General features: G+C 69.2%; 19 protein-coding genes. 8 read left to right on the forward strand and 11 right to left on the reverse strand.

Annotated features, from left to right (window positions below; genetic code table 11):
- Positions 1-313: 313 nt before the first annotated feature.
- From ACE3T8_RS13395 to rsmG, 6 genes are all read right to left on the reverse strand, one after another.
- On the reverse strand, positions 314-2,083 hold the full coding sequence (locus ACE3T8_RS13395; RefSeq protein ID WP_374609731.1) for a DUF885 family protein: 1,770 nt from the start codon (positions 2,081-2,083) through the stop codon (positions 314-316).
- 103 nt (positions 2,084-2,186) lie between these two features.
- Positions 2,187-2,510 (reverse strand): lipid-A-disaccharide synthase N-terminal domain-containing protein, encoded by a 324-nt coding sequence (locus ACE3T8_RS13400; RefSeq protein ID WP_374609765.1) that lies wholly within the window; start codon positions 2,508-2,510, stop codon positions 2,187-2,189.
- 20 nt (positions 2,511-2,530) lie between these two features.
- Positions 2,531-3,262: a glycosyltransferase family 2 protein gene (locus tag ACE3T8_RS13405; protein WP_374609733.1), complete on the reverse strand. Its 732-nt coding sequence runs from the start codon at positions 3,260-3,262 to the stop codon at positions 2,531-2,533.
- A gap of 13 nt (positions 3,263-3,275) precedes the next feature.
- Positions 3,276-4,214, reverse strand: a complete 939-nt coding sequence (locus ACE3T8_RS13410; RefSeq protein WP_374609735.1) for a ParB/RepB/Spo0J family partition protein — start codon at positions 4,212-4,214, stop codon at positions 3,276-3,278.
- Entirely contained in the window at positions 4,211-5,005 is a 795-nt protein-coding gene (locus ACE3T8_RS13415; protein WP_374609736.1) for a ParA family protein, read from the reverse strand. The genes ACE3T8_RS13410 and ACE3T8_RS13415 overlap by 4 nt, the downstream gene beginning before the upstream one ends.
- 52 nt (positions 5,006-5,057) lie before the next feature.
- Positions 5,058-5,705, reverse strand: a complete 648-nt coding sequence (gene rsmG / locus ACE3T8_RS13420) for a 16S rRNA (guanine(527)-N(7))-methyltransferase RsmG (RefSeq protein ID WP_374609738.1) — start codon at positions 5,703-5,705, stop codon at positions 5,058-5,060.
- A 184-nt stretch (positions 5,706-5,889) separates the two neighbouring features.
- On the opposite strand from rsmG, the gene ACE3T8_RS13425 reads away from it, so the two are divergent.
- A complete protein-coding gene (locus ACE3T8_RS13425; RefSeq protein ID WP_374609740.1) occupies positions 5,890-6,144 on the forward strand; it encodes a GlsB/YeaQ/YmgE family stress response membrane protein in 255 nt (84 codons plus the stop codon).
- Positions 6,145-6,250: 106 nt separating this feature from the next.
- Here the strand turns inward: ACE3T8_RS13425 and xth are convergent, their stop codons facing one another.
- Both xth and ACE3T8_RS13435 read right to left on the reverse strand, forming a co-directional pair.
- On the reverse strand, positions 6,251-7,024 hold the full coding sequence (xth, locus tag ACE3T8_RS13430; RefSeq protein WP_374609742.1) for an exodeoxyribonuclease III: 774 nt from the start codon (positions 7,022-7,024) through the stop codon (positions 6,251-6,253).
- 7 nt (positions 7,025-7,031) lie between these two features.
- Complete coding sequence (locus tag ACE3T8_RS13435) at positions 7,032-8,549, reverse strand: coniferyl aldehyde dehydrogenase (RefSeq protein ID WP_374609744.1); 1,518 nt, start codon at positions 8,547-8,549, stop codon at positions 7,032-7,034.
- Positions 8,550-8,596: 47 nt separating this feature from the next.
- On the opposite strand from ACE3T8_RS13435, the gene ACE3T8_RS13440 reads away from it, so the two are divergent.
- From ACE3T8_RS13440 to ACE3T8_RS13470, 7 genes are read left to right on the forward strand one after another with little or no spacing between them, the layout of a single operon-like run.
- Positions 8,597-9,151 carry a gamma carbonic anhydrase family protein gene (locus ACE3T8_RS13440; RefSeq protein WP_374609746.1) on the forward strand — a complete coding sequence of 185 codons (555 nt, stop codon included), beginning with the start codon at positions 8,597-8,599 and terminating at the stop codon, positions 9,149-9,151.
- On the forward strand, positions 9,151-9,831 hold the full coding sequence (locus ACE3T8_RS13445; RefSeq protein ID WP_374609748.1) for an RDD family protein: 681 nt from the start codon (positions 9,151-9,153) through the stop codon (positions 9,829-9,831). The genes ACE3T8_RS13440 and ACE3T8_RS13445 overlap by 1 nt, the downstream gene beginning before the upstream one ends.
- 7 nt (positions 9,832-9,838) lie before the next feature.
- On the forward strand, positions 9,839-10,828 hold the full coding sequence (locus ACE3T8_RS13450) for a stage II sporulation protein M (RefSeq protein ID WP_374609750.1): 990 nt from the start codon (positions 9,839-9,841) through the stop codon (positions 10,826-10,828).
- Positions 10,818-12,404, forward strand: coding sequence for a DUF4129 domain-containing protein (locus ACE3T8_RS13455; RefSeq protein WP_374609752.1), 1,587 nt, complete (start codon positions 10,818-10,820; stop codon positions 12,402-12,404). The genes ACE3T8_RS13450 and ACE3T8_RS13455 overlap by 11 nt, the downstream gene beginning before the upstream one ends.
- Complete coding sequence (locus tag ACE3T8_RS13460; RefSeq protein ID WP_374609753.1) at positions 12,401-13,522, forward strand: DUF4350 domain-containing protein; 1,122 nt, start codon at positions 12,401-12,403, stop codon at positions 13,520-13,522. The genes ACE3T8_RS13455 and ACE3T8_RS13460 overlap by 4 nt, the downstream gene beginning before the upstream one ends.
- 2 nt (positions 13,523-13,524) lie before the next feature.
- Positions 13,525-14,511, forward strand: coding sequence for an AAA family ATPase (locus ACE3T8_RS13465; RefSeq protein WP_374609767.1), 987 nt, complete (start codon positions 13,525-13,527; stop codon positions 14,509-14,511).
- The gene (locus ACE3T8_RS13470) at positions 14,508-15,809 is read left to right on the forward strand and encodes a DUF58 domain-containing protein (RefSeq protein WP_374609755.1); all 1,302 of its coding nucleotides are present in this window, start codon (positions 14,508-14,510) and stop codon (positions 15,807-15,809) included. Before ACE3T8_RS13465 ends, ACE3T8_RS13470 begins: the two co-directional genes overlap by 4 nt.
- Positions 15,810-15,839: 30 nt before the next feature.
- Here the strand turns inward: ACE3T8_RS13470 and aroE are convergent, their stop codons facing one another.
- The 3 genes from aroE to ACE3T8_RS13485 all read right to left on the reverse strand — a co-directional run.
- A complete protein-coding gene (aroE, locus tag ACE3T8_RS13475; RefSeq protein WP_374609757.1) occupies positions 15,840-16,682 on the reverse strand; it encodes a shikimate dehydrogenase in 843 nt (280 codons plus the stop codon).
- 29 nt (positions 16,683-16,711) lie between these two features.
- A complete protein-coding gene (gene hemB / locus ACE3T8_RS13480) occupies positions 16,712-17,716 on the reverse strand; it encodes a porphobilinogen synthase (protein ID WP_374609759.1) in 1,005 nt (334 codons plus the stop codon).
- Positions 17,717-17,749: 33 nt separating this feature from the next.
- A partial coding sequence (locus ACE3T8_RS13485; RefSeq protein ID WP_374609769.1) for a transposase occupies positions 17,750-17,864 on the reverse strand: 115 nt, incomplete at its 5' end.

Genomic DNA, 17,864 nt, shown 5'->3' on the forward strand with positions numbered 1-17,864 from the left:
TGGTTGTCGCCCGTAGCCCGGGAGACGGCGGCCCCGCTGCGTTCCCGAGGGTTCGCGGCACACGAAACGGGTGGTTTCCACGCTGCCAATGGCGGGCCGGATTCGTGTTCCGGGTCCGCCCGGAGCCTGCCAAAAGGCGGTACCGGACGCAGCGAGCCGCGCATTATGCGGACAAAATCCTTTGCAGGCAAGCACTTGGGTTGAAGCGAGCCGCGGAAATGGGGTCAGAGTGAAGTTTTGCGGTCATCCGCCGTGGATTGGCCGAACAGCGTCGGCGCAAAATTCACTCTGACCCCATTTCCGGGCCAAACGATTATTTGGCTGGCGCGGCTTTGGCCTTGGCGACATACGCCCGGATTTGCGATTCCAGCAGCGGCAGCGGCACCGAACCCTGGGACAACACGGCGTCGTGGAAGGCGCGGACATCGAACTTCGGGCCCAGCGCGGCTTCGGCCTCGCGGCGCAGGCGCATGATCGTGAGTTCGCCGAGCTTGTAGCTGAGCGCCTGGCCTGGCCAGCTGATGTAGCGGTCGACCTCGGTGGTGACCTCGTGCTCGGACAGCGCGGTGTTGTCGCGCAGGTAGGCCAGCGCCTGCTCCCGCGTCCAGCCCTTGTGGTGGACGCCGGTGTCGATGACCAGGCGGCAGGCGCGCCACATCGCATAGGTCAGGCGCCCGAAATCCTCGTAGGGCGTTTCATAGATACCCATCTCCTTGCCCAGCCACTCGGAGTACAGGCCCCAGCCTTCGCCATAGGCGCTGATGTAGTCCTTGCGGAAGTCGGGCACGTCGCCCTGTTCGCGCACCAGCGATCCCTGCAGCGCATGGCCGGGCGAGGATTCATGCAGGGTCAGCGCCGGCAGGTTGTACAGCGGTCGGCTGGGCAGGTTGTAGGTGTTGACCCAGTAGGTGTCCGCGCCGCCGCGACCGGCGGTCCAGAACGGCGCGATGTCCGGCGGCACCGGCACGATGGTGAAGCGTCCGCGCGGCAGGGTGCCGACCAGCTTTCCGATCTCGCCATCCACGCGTTTGGAAATCCATGCCGCGCGATCGAGCAGTTGCTGCGGTGTCTTCGCGTAGAACTGCGGATCGCTGCGCAGGAATGCGAGGAACGCAGCGAAGTCGCCCTCGAATTTCACCTGCTTGATGATGCCGTCCATCTCGGCGCGGATCGCGGCGACTTCCTTGACGCCGATCGCGTGGATCTCGTCGGCGGTGAGGTCCAGCGTGGTGTATTTGCGGATCTGCTCGCGATACCAGGCTTCGCCATCGGGCATCGCTTCGGCGGCGAGCGTGGTGCGCGCGTTCGGGATGTAGTCGCCACGGAAGAACACCAGCAGTTTCGCGAACGCGGGTACGACGGCTTCGCGAATCGCTGCACGGCCCTCTTCGCGCAACGTTTCCTGCTCGGCGGCCGGGATCGTGCCCGGCATCTTGCGATACGGATCGTAGAAGTTGGAGGATTCGATGTCCTTCAACTCCGCGACCATCGCGATGGAGACGTCGCGGCCATCGAGCACCGCGCGCGGCACCGAGAACCCGCGTGCGAGACCCGCACGCATGTTCGCGGTCTGCTGCTCGAAGTAACGCGGCACGTCGCGCAGGCGCGCGGCATAGGCGCGGTACGCCGCCGCATCGCGCAGGTCGGCACGTGCCATGAAGCCCAGGTCCGACCAGAACGAGCTGTCGGCGTTGAACGGCATCTCGTAGTCGCGCGTGCGCAACTCCGCCGCCATATGCTGGAGTTGCGGGCGATAGACCGCGAAGTTCACCTGGTTCGCAGCCGAAAGCTTGCTCGCGTCGATGCCGTCGAGTTGCTTCAGCACGCCATCGAGATAGGCGAGCCGCTTCGCCTGCGCTGCCGGGCCGACATCGGCCAGCATCGTCGACGGCGTGCGACCGCTGTTGTCGCTGTCCTCGTCCCAGCTCGGTGCCTGCCGCGTGCGCCAGTCCCACTCGGCCTTGTAGATGGCCTCGAACTTGGTGTCGACGAGCGTCGATGCGGGTGGCTTGGCCGCGTGCGCGGCAATCGGTAGCGACAGGCAGCAGGCGAGCACCAGCGATCGAAGAACGAGCGATTTCACGTGGGATCCGGAAAAAGGGGTCACAGTGAAGTTTCCCGTCCATGGCTCTGGAACGGGGGGTTGGTCGACGGGAAATTCACTCTGACCCCTTTTCCCCATTTCCTCAATGCGTGTTGCGATCCCGATCCCAGCCGCGATGCCTGATGTCCAGGTACAGGCTGTAGCAGGCGGTGAAGCTGGGGAACAGGTTCTGCAGGATGCCGACGGCGTCGTTCTTGCCGAAGATGAAATACGCAAGCGTCATCAGGCTGCCGACGATGCTCATGTACCAGAACAGCCGCGGGATCACCGGCTTGCCCTGGCGCCGGCTGGCGATGAACTGGACCAGCCAGCGACCGCCGAACATCAGCGCGCCGACCAGGCCGATCAGCTTCCACGGGCTCATGTGGATGCCGGTCCATTCCAGCCACGGGATGGCGGTATTCATCACGTCCGGCGCGGTCTCGATCATCGTGGCAATTCTTCGACCGCGGTGCGGCGGCTGCGCACGATCAGCCACGCCACGCCGCGCAGGTCGCGGATGCCGACCAGGGCGCGGTTGAGGTTGTTGTACTTGGACACGCCCGCGGTGCGGTGGCGGTGGTTGACCGGCACGCTCACCGTTTTCCAGCCGGCGCGTTGCATCAGCGCGGGCAGGTAGCGGTGCATGTGGTCGAAGTAGGGCAGGTCGAGGAATGCCTCGCGCTCGAACAGCTTGATGCCGCAGCCGGTGTCTGGCGTGTCGTCGCGCAGCATGCGTGCGCGGATCGCGTTGGCCCATTTCGACGCCCAGCGCTTGCTGCCGCTGTCCTGGCGATTCACCCGCCAGCCGGCGAACAGCTTGATGTCGGCGGCCGCGCTGTCCCGTTGCGCAAGCAGCTTGGGGATGTCGGCCGGATCGTTCTGGCCGTCGCCGTCCAGCGTCGCGATCCACGGCGCCCGCGCGGCCTTCACGCCATTGCGCACCGCGGTGCTCTGGCCGGCATTGCTCAGGTGACGGATCACCCGCAGTTCCGGCACGGTGGCCTGCAGGTCGCGCAGGCGCTGCAACGTGGCGTCCTTCGACGTGTCATCGACATAGACGATTTCGAAATCGATCACGCCACGCAATGCGGTGACGATCTCGCCGACCAGCGGCGCGACGTTGTCTTCCTCGTTGTGGACCGGCACCACGACCGAGAGTTGCGGTGTTGTGCTCATGCGTGGCGGGCTCTCAGGGTTTGTTGCGCAGGCGTTCCAGCACGCCGTCCAGCACGTCGAAGTCGGCGTAGTGGATGACCAGCTTGCCCTTCTTGCCGCGCCCTGGCACCACGTCCACGCGACTGCCCAGGCTTTCCGACAGTTCGCGCTCCAGGGCGACGATGTCGGCCTGCGGCCGGGCCTTCGGCGCGGCCTTCTTCGGCGGCGCGGTGACCTTGCCGGACGCCAGTTGCTGCACGCGGTGTTCGACTTCGCGCACCGACCAGCCATGTTCGGCGGCCTGCCTGGCCAGCGAAATCGCCATCGGCGCCGCCAGCGGCAGCAGCGCGCGCGCGTGGCCCATTTCGATCGAGCCGGCCTGCACCAGCGCGCGGATCTCCGCCGGCAGTTCCAGCAGGCGCAACAGGTTGCTGACCGCGGCGCGCGAACGGCCCACCGCTTCCGCGGCGGCGGCATGGGTCAGGTCGAATTCATCGATCAGCCGTTGCAGCGCCTGCGCTTCTTCCAGCGGGTTGAGGTCCTCGCGCTGGATGTTCTCGATCAGCGCCATCGCCACCACGGTGCGGTCGTCGACCACGCGCACCACCACCGGCACTTCGGCCAGGCCGGCGCGTTGCGAGGCGCGCCAGCGACGCTCGCCGGCGATGATTTCGTAAGTCCGGCCGCCCTTGCCGTCCGCGCCGACATGCTCGCGCACGACGATCGGCTGGATCACGCCCTGCGCGCGGATCGACGAGGCGAGTTCCTCCAGCCTGGCGTCGTCCATCGAGCGCCGCGGCTGGTATTTGCCGGGCACCATCGCATCGACCGGCAGGGTGCGCAGCGTATCGCCGGGCATCGCCTGCAAAGGCGGCGCTTCCGCGGCGGCCTTGGGGCCGAGCAATGCTTCCAGTCCGCGCCCGAGGCCGCGCTTCTTCGCCGCGTTTTTCGCGGGCTGGTTGCCGGCCGTCATGCCGCCTTCTCCGTGGATGCCTGCTTGCGCTCGCGCTGCCGGCGCAGGACTTCGCCGGCCAGGCCGAGGTAGGCCACGCCACCGCGGCTGGCCTTGTCGTAACCGATGATGCTCTGGCCGTGGCTGGGCGCCTCGGCCAGGCGCACGTTGCGCGGGATGATCGTGCGGAACACGAGCTCGCCGAAGTGGTTGGTGAGTTCGGCCGAGACCGCGTTGGCCAGGTTGTTGCGCACGTCGAACATGGTCCGCAGCACGCCTTCGATCTCCAGCGCGGGATTGAGCCGGCCTTTCAGCGCATCGATGGTGTCGAGCAGCGCGCTCAGCCCTTCCAGCGCGTAGTACTCGCACTGCATCGGCACCAGCACCGAATCGCTGGCGGTCAGCGCATTGAGCGTAAGCAGCGACAGCGACGGCGGGCAGTCGACGATGACGAAGTCGTAGCCATCGCGGACGCTGTCCAGCGCCTGCTTGAGCTTCTGCTCGCGGCCGGCCATGTCCATCAGCTGGATCTCGGCGGCGGTCAGGTCGATGTTGCCGGGCAGCAGGTCGTAGCCGTCGTCGCAACGCACGATCGCCTCGCGCGCCTGCGCTTCGCCGAGCAGCACATTGGTGATCGAGGCCTCGAGCTCGCGCTTGTCGACGCCGCTGCCCATGGTCGCGTTGCCCTGCGGGTCCAGGTCGACCAGCAGCACGCGCTTGGGCGTGCGCGCCAGGGCGGCGGCCAGGTTCACGGCGGTGGTGGTCTTGCCGACGCCGCCCTTCTGGTTGGCGATGGCGATGATGCGGGCCATGCGGCGTGGGTGTCCTTCGGGGGATCCGGCGCAGGAGACGCCGGGCGGTCGATTATGCCTCAGAGCCCGCCCGCACGACTTCGACCAGGTGGCGCTCGCCGACCAGGCCGGGCACCCGCAACGGATGCACCGCGGCCAGCCGCCAACCCGCGGGCAGCGCGCCGATCTCGTCCACGGGCAGCACGCCCTTCATCGCCAGCAGATGGCCATCCGGGCCCAGCAGGTGGCCGCCCAATTGCAGGATCAGCGGCAGGGTCGCCAGCGCGCGGGCGGTGATGGCATCGAAGGTGGTGCCTGGCTTGAAGGCCTCGATGCGCGATTCGGCGACGGTCGCGTTGCCCAGCTTGAGCTGGCGGATGGCTTCGCGCAGGAAGCGCGCCTTCTTGCCGTTGCTCTCGACCAAGGTGACGTGCAGGGACGGCGTGGCGATCGCCAGCGGGATGCCCGGCAGGCCTGGGCCCGTGCCCAGGTCGGCCAGCGTGCCCAGCCCGCGCACGAACGGCTGCATCGCCAGCGAATCCAGCAAGTGCTTCGCGAGCATCTCGCGTGGATCGCGAACCGCCGTGAGGTTGTACGTGGAATTCCACAGCGCGAGCAGGGCCACGTAGTCGAGCAGTGGCGTGGCCAGCGCGGGATCCAGCGCCAGCGCGCCCAGGCCGGCTTCGAGTTCGGGCCGCAGTGCGGCGGTGTCATCGCTCATGCGCGAAGTATGCGGGCCTGCACGGCGTCCGTGCACCGTCGGCGACAGGGCCGGCGAATGCAGACACCGCCGTCACGCAAGCGCGCGGAGACTACGCCCACCCCGAGCACCCCACGTCGAGGGGTGCCGTGAAGTCCAACGACCTTTCCGCGTCATACCCGCATTTTTCCAGGAGGCCAGCACCATGAACTTTCTCATTTACCTGATCGTCGGCGGCATCGCAGGCTGGCTCGCCAGCATCATGATGAAGCGCGATGGCTCGCAGGGCATCATCCTCAACGTCATCGTCGGCATCATCGGCGGCTTCCTGGGCGGAATCCTGCTGCCGATGGTCGGCCTGAGCTTCGGCGGCACCGTCGGCTTCCTGATCACCGCTTTCATCGGCGCGGTCGTGCTGCTGCTGATCGTCAACCTGTTCACCCGCGGTCGCGCGCGCTGAGCGACGACTCCGCCACACGGACGTGGCGATACATGGATGTGCGAAAAAGCCCGGCATCGCCGGGCTTTTTCTTTGTGCGTGTTGCGTGCGACGCGGATGATCGCGATCAAGGCATCGCCAGTTGCACCCACGCCGGCGTGTGATCGCTGGCGCGTTCCCAGGTGCGTGGCGTGCGGTCGATGCCGGCAGCGAGCGCATCGGCCTTCAAGGCATCGGACACCAGGGTCAGGTCGATGCGCAGCCCCAGGTCGCGGCGGAACGCCGCCTGCCGATAATCCCACCAGCTGAAGATGCCGGCATCGTCGTGGTGCAGGCGGAATGCATCGTGCAGCCCCAGGCCAAGCAACCCGCGCAGGGCGTCGCGTTCGGCGGTGGAGGTGAGGATGTGGTCGTCGTTCCAGACCAGCGGGTCGTGCACGTCGCGGTCGTCCGGCGCGATGTTGAAATCGCCGAGCACCACCAGCCTCGGATGCCGTTGCAGTTCGTCGGCCAGCCACGCGTGCACCGCTTCGAGCCAGCGCAGCTTGTAGGCGTACTTGTCGGTGCCGATGTCCTGGCCATTGACCACGTACAGATTGACGATGCGCACGCCGTTGACCGTCGCCGCGATCGCGCGCGCCTGCACGTCGTCGAAACCCGGAATGCCGAGTTGCACGTCTTCGATCGAATGCCGCGCCAGGATCGCCACGCCGTTGTAGGTCTTCTGCCCGATGAAGGCGCTGCGATAGCCGGCGGCCAGCAATGCGTCCTCCGGGAACTTGTGGTCCTCGAGCTTGGTTTCCTGCAGGCCCACCACGTCCGGCGCGAACTCCTGCAGCCACTGCTGCAGATGCGGCAGGCGCACGTTGAGGGAGTTGACGTTCCAGCTGGCGATTTTCATGTCGGCCTCAGCGCACGATCAAATCAAGCAACCACTTCGCCTTCGAGTACGGCGGCTTGAGCAGGTCGCCGCCGGTGCGGCGCGCCTGCCACAGCACCGGCAACTGCTTGCTCATCGCGTCGAAGCCGGCACGGCCGTGGTAGGCGCCCATGCCGCTCGGCCCCACGCCGCCGAACGGCAGGTCGGTGATCGCGAAATGGAACAGGGTGTCGTTGACCGAGACGCCGCCGGCCAGGGTGTGGTGCAGGATCTTCTCGACGGTGGCGTTGTCGTGGCTGAAGGGATACAGCGCGAGCGGCCGGTCATGCGCATTGATGTAGGCGATCGCGTCATCGAGCGTGCGGTAGCTCTTGATCGGCAGCAGCGGGCCGAAGATTTCTTCCTGCATCACCGTGGCATCGTCGCCCGGATCCAGCAGCAGGGTGGGCGGCATCAGCCGTTGCGCGGGATCGGCATGGCCGGCGAGGGTGACCTTCTCGATGCTGCGCTGCTTGGCATCGTCCAGGTAGCCCTTGAGCCGCGCGAACTGGCCGTCGTTGATGATCCGCGCGTAGTCGCCGACGTTCTCGAAGTGCTCGCCGTAGCGGGCCAGCACTTCCGCGCGCAGCGCCTTCACCAGCGCGTCGCGCTTGCCCTTGGGCACCAGCACGTAGTCGGGGGCGATGCAGGTCTGCCCACCGTTGAACCACTTGCCGGTGGCGATGCGCGCGGCGGCGCGTTCGATCGGGTAATCGTCGGCGATCAGTGCCGGCGACTTGCCACCCAGTTCCAGCGTCAACGGGGTGAGGTTGGGCGCGGCCGCGGCCATCACCTTGCGGCCGACGGCGGTCGAGCCGGTGAAGACGAGATGGTCGAACGGCAGGCCGGCGAAGGCCGCGCCGATCTCCGCGCCGCCGGTGGCCACGGCGACGCGGTCGGGCGGAAACACCTCGGCCAGCAGTTCGCGCAGGAACTGGCTGGTCTTCGGCGTGTGTTCCGACGGCTTGAGGTAGACGTGGTTGCCGGCGGCGATCGCCGTGGCCAGCGGGATCAGCGAGAGGTTGACCGGGTAGTTCCACGGCGCGATCACCCCGACCACGCCCACCGGCACCGGACGCACCTGCGCGCGCGCCGGCAGGAAACGCCAGCCCACGCCCACCCGCGTCGGTTTCATCCAGCGGCGCAGATGCTTGAGCAGGTGGTCGATGTCGTTCAACACGGTCATGCCGTCGGCGACCACGGTTTCCGCGTGCGGGCGATGGCCGAAGTCGGCGGCGATGGTGGTGGCCATCGCCTCGAGCTTGCGCTTCAACGCATCGCGCAGGCGTTGCAGGTCGGCGTGGCGCTGCGCGTAGTCCGGTTTGCTGGCCTGCCAGGCATCGCGCAGGCGTTGCAGCGTGGGAGCGAGGTCGGCCGCTGCGGTGTCGCCGCGCTGCGAGGTGCCGCTCCCGCTGTTGGCCGGGCCCGGTTGGCGCGCCGCGCCCGCGATGGCGGCATTGGCGGCAGTGATGGCCGCATTGGCGGCGATGGTGGCGGCTGTGTTCATGTGACGAGTGTAGACCGGTGCCGCGGGCATGGCCGCTAGAATGGGCCATGACCTCGAACACGCCCGTGCTGCGCCAATACCGCGACATCCTGCCGACCGTGGGCCAGCGCGCGTATGTCGATCCTGCCGCAACCGTGATCGGCGATGTGGTGCTGGGCGACGACGTCTCGATCTGGCCGGGCACGATCGTGCGCGGCGACGTGAATTTCATCCGCATCGGCGCGCGCACCAACGTGCAGGACGGCAGCGTGATCCACGTCAGCCACGATGGCCCGCACGCCAAGCTGGGCGGCTTCGCCACCGTGATCGGCGAGGACGTGACCATCGGCCACAAGGCGATCATCCATGCCTGCCGGATCGAGGACGCGGTGCTGATCGGGATGGGCGCGATCGTGCTGGATGGCGCGGTGGTGAAGAAGCACGGCTTCGTCGGTGCCGGTGCGCTCATTGCTCCGGGGAAAGTGGTGGGTGAAGGCGAGCTCTGGCTCGGCAACCCGGGCAAGAAAGTGCGCATGCTGTCCGATGCCGAGATCGAGGCGCTGACCTACAGCGCGCAGCACTACGTGCGCCTGAAGGATCATTACCTGGCCGCGCACGCCTGATGCTGGACACCGTCCGCGAGGTGCACACGCCCGAGGGCGTGGCGTTGCGGCTGCCGGCGGCGGGACCGGTGCCGCGCGCACTGGCGTGGCTGATCGACTTCGGCATCCGCATGGGCCTGCTGATGGCGGCATCGATGGTGCTGGGTGCGCTGGACGAGGCCGGGATGGGCGTCTACCTGCTGGTCCTGTTCGTCCTGTTCTGGCTGTACCCGATCCTCTGCGAGGGCCTGTTCGACGGGCAGACCCCGGGCAAGCGCGCGCTGGACCTGCGGGTGGTCTCCAGCGACGGCGCGCCGGTCGGCTGGCTGGCCGCCTGCGTGCGCAACCTGATGCGCACCGTGGACATGCTGCCGTTCGGCTACGCCTGCGGCCTGGTCAGCGGCCTGTTCGATCCGTGGGGACGGCGACTCGGCGACCTGGTCGCCGGCACGATGGTGGTGCACGTGCCGAAGACCCGCCAGTTGCCGGTGATGGCGGCCGACGGGGTCATGGCGCCGGTGCTGCCGCTGCGCCCGGAGGAACAGGCGGCGATCGTCGCCTTCGCCGAGCGCGCGCCGCGGCTGACCCCGGAGCGCCAGCAGGAGCTGGCCGACATCGCCGCCCCCGCCACCGGCGCGCAAGGCCTTGATGGCGTGCGCCGGCTCGCCGGCATCGCCCATTGGCTGCTGGGCAAGCGCTGAGTCCCGCATGCGGCAGGAACACTTCATCGTCCGCCACGAGGCCGAATGGCTGGCCTTCGAGCAATGGCTGGATGCCCGCGCCGCGCGGCCGCGCCGCGCCCGCGCCGACCGCAGCTGGCGCGGACTGGCGGACGAGGACGTGCCGGCGGCTTACCGCCGGGTCTGCCAGCAACTGGGCCTGGCCCGTCGCCGCGGCTACAGCCCGCAACTGGTCGCCCGCCTGCAGGAGCTGATGCAGCGCGGCCATGCGGTGATGTACCGGCCGCCGCTGCCGCGCTGGCAGCGCATGTTCGAATTCTTCCTGGCCGACATGCCGCGGCTGGTGCGCGCGGAAGCCGGGGTGATGTGGGCCTCACTGGCCCTGTTCGCGATCCCGCTGGTGGTCGCGTTCGTCGGCGTGCAGGTCAAGCCGGAGCTGATCCACACGGTGATGGGCGCGCAGCAGGTCGCCGAGATGGAGGCGATGTACGACCCCGAGGCCGCCCGGCTGGGCCGCGCCGCCGAATCCGACCTGATGATGTTCGGCCACTACATCTTCAACAACATCAGCATCGGCCTGCGCACCTTCGCCAGCGGCCTGCTGGCCGGGGTGGGCCCGGTGCTGACCCTGGCGTTCAACGGCGTGATCATCGGCGGCGTGGCCGGCCACCTGCAGGCGGCCGGGCATGGCGAGCCGTTCTGGCGCTTCGTCGCCGGGCATGCCGCGTTCGAGCTCAGCGCGATCGTGATCGCCGGCGGCGCGGGGCTGCGGCTGAGCCTGGACCTGATCGCGCCCGGCCGGCGCCGGCGCGTGGATGCGCTCGTCGAGGGCGGCCGCCGCGGCGCGCGGTTGTGCCTGGGCGTCTTCGTGATGCTGGTGGCCGCGGCCTTCATCGAGGCGTTCTGGTCATCGATCGGCTGGATCCCGGCCTGGGGCAAGTATTCGGTGGGCGGCGCGCTGTGGGTGCTGGTGATCGCGTGGCTGTGGTTCGGCGGGAGGGACCGGCATGCGCCTTGACCAACCGCGCGTCGAATTGCGCCCGCGCTCGTCGTGGGAGGCGATGGAGCTGGGCACCGCGCTGGTGCGCACCCATGCGCGGGCGATCTGGCTGCCGTGGCTGCTGCTGACCCTGCCGGTGTTCGTGGTGTTGAACGCGATCGGCTGGGTCGCCGGGCTGTTGCCCTGGGTGCCATTCGTGATGTGGTGGCTGAAGCCGGTGTTCGACCGCATCCCGCTGTTCGTGCTGTCGCGGTCGCTGTTCGGCGATGCACCGAGCGTGCGCGAGACCCTGGCGGCGCAACGCACCTGGGCGTGGCGGGCGATGCCGGCCTACCTGACCTGGCGTCGGCTGGGGCCGACCCGCGCGCTGTACCTGCCGGTCGACCTGCTCGAAGGCGGTGCCGATCCCGGCCCGCGGCGGCGGGTGATCGGCGGGTCGGTGCGCGGCACCGCCTTCCTGTCGACCCTGGTCTGCCTGGGCTTCGAAGCCGCGCTGGTGTTCGGCGCCTACGCGCTGGTGATGCTGTTCGTGCCGGTCGAGCTGCTGTCGGAATCGGCGCGGGCGATGTGGGCGCTGCTGACCGAGCAACCGCCGCCGTGGGTGCACGTCGCCGGCAACCTGGCGGCCTGGTTGGCGACCAGCCTGATCGAGCCGTTCTATGTCGGTGCCGGCTTCGGCCTGTACCTGGACCGACGCACCCAGATCGAAGGCTGGGACATCGAGATCGCGTTCCGGCGCATGCGCCGTCGCTTGCAGGCGCTGCTGCCGCTGCTGCTGGTCGCCTGCGCCTTGGGCCTGTCGATGTCGAGGCCGGCGCTCGCGCAAACGCCATCGGCACCGACGACCGCGGAGGAGGCCGCCAAGGCCGCGGCCGATGCCGCACGCAAGGCGGCCAAGCCTGCCGGCACGAAGCGCAAGTCCACGGAGCCGCCCACGCTGCCGATGGTGTTCCCGCAGGTGCAGGATCCGGCCCGCTTCGACAAGGCGGTGGAACGCGCCTATGCCGATCCGCTGCTGTCGCCGAAGCGCACGGAAAAGCGCTGGGAGCGACGCAAGCCGGTCAAACCCGGCGAGCCGCGCACCCCGGGCACGTTCCCGGCGATCGTCGCCAAGGCCATCGCGGTGATCGGCGAATACGGACTGTGGCTGCTGGCCGCGCTGGCAGTCGGCCTGGTGCTGGTCACCCATCGGCAATGGTGGCCGTGGCTGCGCGGGATCGCGCCGCCGCCGCGGATCGCGGACACGCCGGTGGCCAGCGAACCGCATCTCTCGCCCGACGCCTTGCCGGACGATATCGCCGCGGCCGCGCGCCAGCTCTGGCAGGACGGGCGCAAGCGTCGCGCACTGGCGCTGCTGTATCGCGCCAGCGTGGCCGGCATGGTCGCGCGCACCGGTGCGGTGCTGGTGCCGGGCGCGACCGAGGCCGAATGCCTGCGCGCCGCGCGCGGCCTGCGCGACCAAGGGGACCGCGACGCCTTCGGCCGCATGGTCCGCGTCTGGCAGTACGCGGCGTATGCCGAGCGTTTGCCGGATGACGGCGAATTCGAGGGATTGCTGGGGCAGCTGGGCGGACGCTTCGGGTGGGCCGCATGAGCCGCGCCCGCGCCGCCCTGCCGTGGCTGCTGGCGCTGGCGGTTATCGCCGCCGGCCTGGCCTGGTTCCTCGCCACCCATCACCGGGTGGAGAAGATCGTGCCGATGCCGCCGCGCGGCGAAGCCAGCTACAACCCGCTGTACGCGCTCAAGCTGGCCCTGCGCGCGGAGGGCCAGCGCGCCGAGTCGCGCCAGCGCCTGCAACTGGCCGAGATGGCCCTGGCCCCCGGCGACACCCTGCTGGTCTACAGCGATCCGCGCGCACTGACCTACGACCAGTTGGACGCGTTGTTCCTGTTCGCCGAAGCCGGTGGTCACCTGGTCCTGCGCCTGCCGCCGTGGCGCGAGGACGAGCCCTTCGTCGGCGACCTGGCCGACTGGCTGCCGATCGAACCGGAACTGCTCGATCCGCACTGCATGGACCTGTTCGTCGCCAGCGAGGAGGATCACGTGGAGTTCTGCCGTGCGCCGCGCTTCCAGCTGGCCGAGGATGCCGAAGTCTCCGCGGCCTGGCGCACCCGCGACGGCCACCACGTGTTCGCGCGCTTCCCGTACGGCGACGGCAGCGTGGACCTGCTCGGCGACCTCGAGATGGTCGACAACGGCAGCCTGGACGAAGGCCCGCACCTGGCCTTCGCCCGCCAGTTGCTGGCGCCGAACTGGGGCAAGGGCCGCTTCCACCTGGTGTATGCCGCGGACATGCCGCCGCTGTGGCGCTGGCTGCTGACCCATGCCTGGGCGTTCCTGCTGCCGTTGCTGCTGGCCCTGCTGGCCTGGTTGTGGATGCGCATGCAGCGCTTCGGCCCGCTGCTGCCATCGCCGATGCCACCGCGGCGCTCGCTGCTGGAGCATGTCGAGGCCAGCGGCGAGCACCTGCTGCGCTACGGCAAGGCCGGCACCCTGCACCGTGCCCTGCGCGATGCCGTGCTCGCCCGCCTGCGCCGCCGCGACCCGCTGGCCGCTGCCCAGGATGGCGAGACCCAGGCCGCGCTGGTCGCGGCACGCGTCGACACGGCCGCGGCGCAGGTACGCGACACCCTGGACACGCGCCCACCGGCCAACACCACCGAATTCCGCCACCGCATCGCCCGACTGATCGACCTGAGGAAACGCCTATGAGCATCGACATCGCCCCGTCCCCCGCAGCGCTGATCGGCGAGGCGCTGGGCGAGCGCGCCACTGCCGTCCGCGCCGAGGTGGCCAAGGCCTTCATCGGCCAGGACGACACCCTCGACCAGGTGATGGTGGCGCTGCTCGCCGGCGGCCACGTGCTGCTGGAAGGCGTGCCCGGGCTGGGCAAGACCCTGCTGGTGCGCGCGCTGTCGCAGGCGCTGGGTTGCGCGCATGCGCGCGTGCAGTTCACCCCGGACCTGATGCCCAGCGACATCAGCGGGCATGCCGTGTTCGACCCCAAGCTGGAACGCTTCGAGGTGCGCAAGGGCCCGGTGTTCACCAACGTCCTGCTGGCCGACGAGATCAACCGCGCGCCGGCGAAGACGCAATCGGCGTTGCTCGAAGCGATGCAGGAAGGGCAGGTCACCATCGAAGGCACCAGCTTCCCGCTGCCGCCGCCATTCCTCTGCCTGGCCACGCAGAACCCGCTGGAGCTGGAAGGCACTTACCCACTGCCCGAGGCGCAGCTCGACCGCTTCCTGCTGAAGGTGCTGATCGGCTACCCCAGCCTGGCGGACGAGACGCGGATGGTCGCCGCGGTCAGCGAGGGCCGCATGGCCTCCGACTTCGACCTGGGCCAGGTCCAGCGCGTCGCCAGCCAGGACGAGGTGCTGGCGATGCAGTTGGGCACGGCGCAGGTGCGCGTCGACCAGGCGGTGCTCGACTACGCGGTACGGATCGCCGCCGCCACCCGCAAATGGCCCGGCATCGCGCTGGGCGCGGGTCCGCGCGGCAGCATCGGCCTGGTGCGTGCCGCGCGTGCGCAGGCCGTGCTGGGCGGACGCGACTTCGTCACCCCCGACGACCTCCGCGAGATCGCCAAGCCGGTGCTGCGACATCGCGTGTCGCTGGCGCCGGAGCTGCAGATCGAAGGCCAGTCGACCGACGACGTGCTGCACGCCCTGCTGGCCAAGGTGGACGCCCCGCGCCAGTGAGGCCCACGCTGCCCCTGGTGCTGTGTTGCGTGGGCTGGGCCTTGCTGGGCCTGGCGACCAGCTTCCGCGTGCTGCCGGTGGCGGCGTGGTGGGCGGCGGGCGCGCTGTTGCTGCTGGTCGCGCTGGTCGATGGCGTGCGCATCGCCCGCCAGGCGATTCCGGAGGTGGCGCGCAGCCTGCCGGACGCGCTGCCGCTGGGGGTGGAGCGCAACGTGACCCTGGTGCTGGATGCCGGCGCGCGCGCGCAGCGCGTGGACGTCCACGACCTGCATCCGACCGGCTGGATCGCCAGCGGCCTGCCGCGCAGGCTGCAATTGGCGGCCGATTCCAGCACACGCTTCGACTATGCGTTGCGGCCGACCGAACGCGGCGATGCCCGTTTCGAGGGCGTGCACCTGCGCCTGCATTCGCCGTGGCGTTTGTGGACGCGCGCGCGCGTCGTCGGTGCGCAACGCACGGTGCGGGTGTATCCCGATTTCGCGCCGCTGGCGCGGCTCGCATTGCTCGGCGCCGAGACCGCATCGCGCGCGGTCGGTGCGCACGTGAAGCGGCGTCGCGGCGAGGGCACCGACTTCCACCAGATGCGCGACTACCGGGTCGGCGACAGCCTGCGCCAGGTCGACTGGAAGGCCACCGCGCGGATGCGCCGGCTGATCTCCCGCGAATACCAGGACGAGCGCAACCAGCACCTGCTGATGGTGATCGACACCGGCCGCCGCATGCTCGCCCGCGACGGCGAACTCAGCCATTTCGACCATGTCCTCAACGCCGCGCTGGTGGTGTCCTACCTCGCGTTGCGGCAGGGCGACGCGGTCGGCCTGCTGGCCAGCGGCGGCGAGCGCCGCTGGGTGTCGCCGCAGCGCGGGATGGGTGCGATCGACGTGTTCCTGCGCGCCACCTACGACCTGCAGCCGCGGCCGGTGGCGACCGACTACCTGGCCGCCGCCACTGAACTGTCGCAGCGGCATCGCCGGCGCAGCCTGGTGATGCTGGTCACCAACCTGCGCGACGAGGACAGCGACGACCTGCTGGGCGCGGTGCGCATGCTCCAGCAGCGCCACCACGTGGTGGTTGCCAGCCTGCGCGAGGAAGCGCTGGACGCGGTGCTGGACGAAGACGTGCGCGACCTGCGTGGTGCCCTGCGTGCGAGCGCGGCATCCCGCTACATCGCCCACCGCACCGCCGTGCACGACGCCCTGCGCTCGCACCGGGTCGGCATGCTCGACGTCACCTGCGAGCAGCTGCCCGGCGCGCTGGTCGAACGCTACCTGGCGATCAAGCGCGACGGGCTGCTGTAGGACGGCTGTCGCCGCCGCGTCGCGGTCGATTCAATCCGCGGTCACCAGCGAATCCGTGTGCGCCCGCAGGTCGGCATAGACATGGTCGGTGTCCGGGCGCACGCCGTGCCAGACCTCGAAACTCTCGGCGGCCTGTTCGACCAGCATGCCGAGCCCGTCGATCGCGTCATGGCAGCGATTGGCGCGCGCCCAGGCGAGGAACGGGATCGCCGCCTCGCCATAACTCAGGTCGACCGCGGCGGTGCGCCGCCCGACCATCGACATCGGCAGGTGCGGAAGTTCGCCGCCACGGGTGGCCGAGGTCGCGTTGACGATCAGGTCGAATTCGCCCAGCGCGGGCAGGTCGTCCAGGTAGCGCGCATGCACGCGCGTCGGATCGCCGAGCAGGTCGGCCAGCGCATCGGCGTTCTGCGCCGTGCGATTGACGATGTAGAGCGCATCGATGCCGGCATCCAGCAGCGCCGGGGCGATCCCGCGCGCGCCGCCGCCCGAGCCGAGCAGCAGCGTGCGCCGCCCGCGCAGGTCCAGCCCCTGGCGCAAGGTCAGGTCGCCGACCAAGCCGCTGCCGTCGGTGTTGTCCGCATGCCAGCCATCGCCGCGGCGGACCAGGGTGTTGGCCACGCCGGTGCGGCGTGCGCGATCGCCCAGGCTGCTGGCCAGTTCCGCGGCACGGCGCTTGAGCGGCAGGGTGATGTTGGCGCCCAGTCCACCGCGTGCGGCGAAGGCCTCCAGCTTCAGCGTGAAATTCTCGGGACCTGCCTCGATCGGCACGTACTCGAGGTCGATGCCGGCCTGCTTGCCGAACGCCGCATGGATGCGCGGCGACAGCGAGTGCGCAATCGGCGTGCCGAAGACGGCGTAGTGCCTGGTCATGGTGGACTCCCGTGGGTCGATGCCTGTGGTCAACGCCGCTCGCGCAACCAGCGCGCGGCGTCCAGCGCGAAGTAGGTGAGGATGCCGTCGGCGCCGGCGCGCTTGAACGCGGTCAGCGCTTCCATCGCCACCATCGTCTCGTCGATCCAGCCGTTGGCGGCGGCGGCCTTGATCATCGCGTACTCGCCGCTGACCTGGTAGGCGTAGGTCGGGCGGCGGAACTGCTGCTTCACCCGGTAGAGCACGTCGAGGTAGGGCAGGCCCGGCTTGACCATCACCATGTCAGCACCTTCCGCCAGGTCCAGCCCGACTTCGTGCAGGGCCTCGTCCGAGTTGGCCGGATCCATCTGGTAGGTGTACTTGTCGGCCTTGCCCAGGCTGGCGGCGCTGCCGACCGCGCTGCGGAACGGGCCGTAGAAGGCGCTGGCGTACTTGGCGCTGTAGGCCATGATCCGGGTGTGGATGAAGCCGTTCGCTTCCAGCGCGGCGCGGATCACGCCGATGCGGCCGTCCATCATGTCGCTGGGCGAGAGGATGTCGGCGCCGGCGGCGGCATGCGAGAGCGACTGCTTCACCAGCGCCTCGATGGTCTCGTCGTTGAGGATGTAGCCCGATTCGTCGATCAGTCCGTCCTGGCCATGCGTGGTGTACGGATCCAGCGCCTGGTCGCTCATCACCCCCAGTTCGGGGAAGCGCGACTTCAGCGCACGGATCGCGCGCGGGATGATGCCGTCGTCGTCCCAGGCGATGCGGCCGTCGGCGGTCTTCGCCGTCGGGTCCGGCACGCCGAACAGGTCGAGCACCGGCACGCCGAGTTCCAGCGCCTGTTCACCGACCCGGAGCAGTTCGTCGATGGACAGGCGGTCCACGCCGGGCATCGAGCCGACCGGTGCGCGGCCTGCTTCCTCGTGGATGAACACCGGGTAGATCAGGTCGTCGGCGGTGAGCACGTGCTCGCGCATCAACCGGCGCGAGAACGCGTCGTGGCGCATGCGCCGCGGACGGACGGGAAACTGGCGTGCGGTCGGATTCATCACGCAAGTTTACGCCCGCCAAAAAAAGGTTCATCACGGATTACCGGGGAAGGCGGCTTTGATCTTCAGGAAGAAGTACTCGCTGTCGCGGTAGCCGTAGGCCATGCGCTTGATCACCTTGATCTTGTTGTTGATGCCTTCCAGTTGC

This window comes from Thermomonas sp. (assembly GCF_041919455.1).
GTDB lineage: Bacteria > Pseudomonadota > Gammaproteobacteria > Xanthomonadales > Xanthomonadaceae > Thermomonas.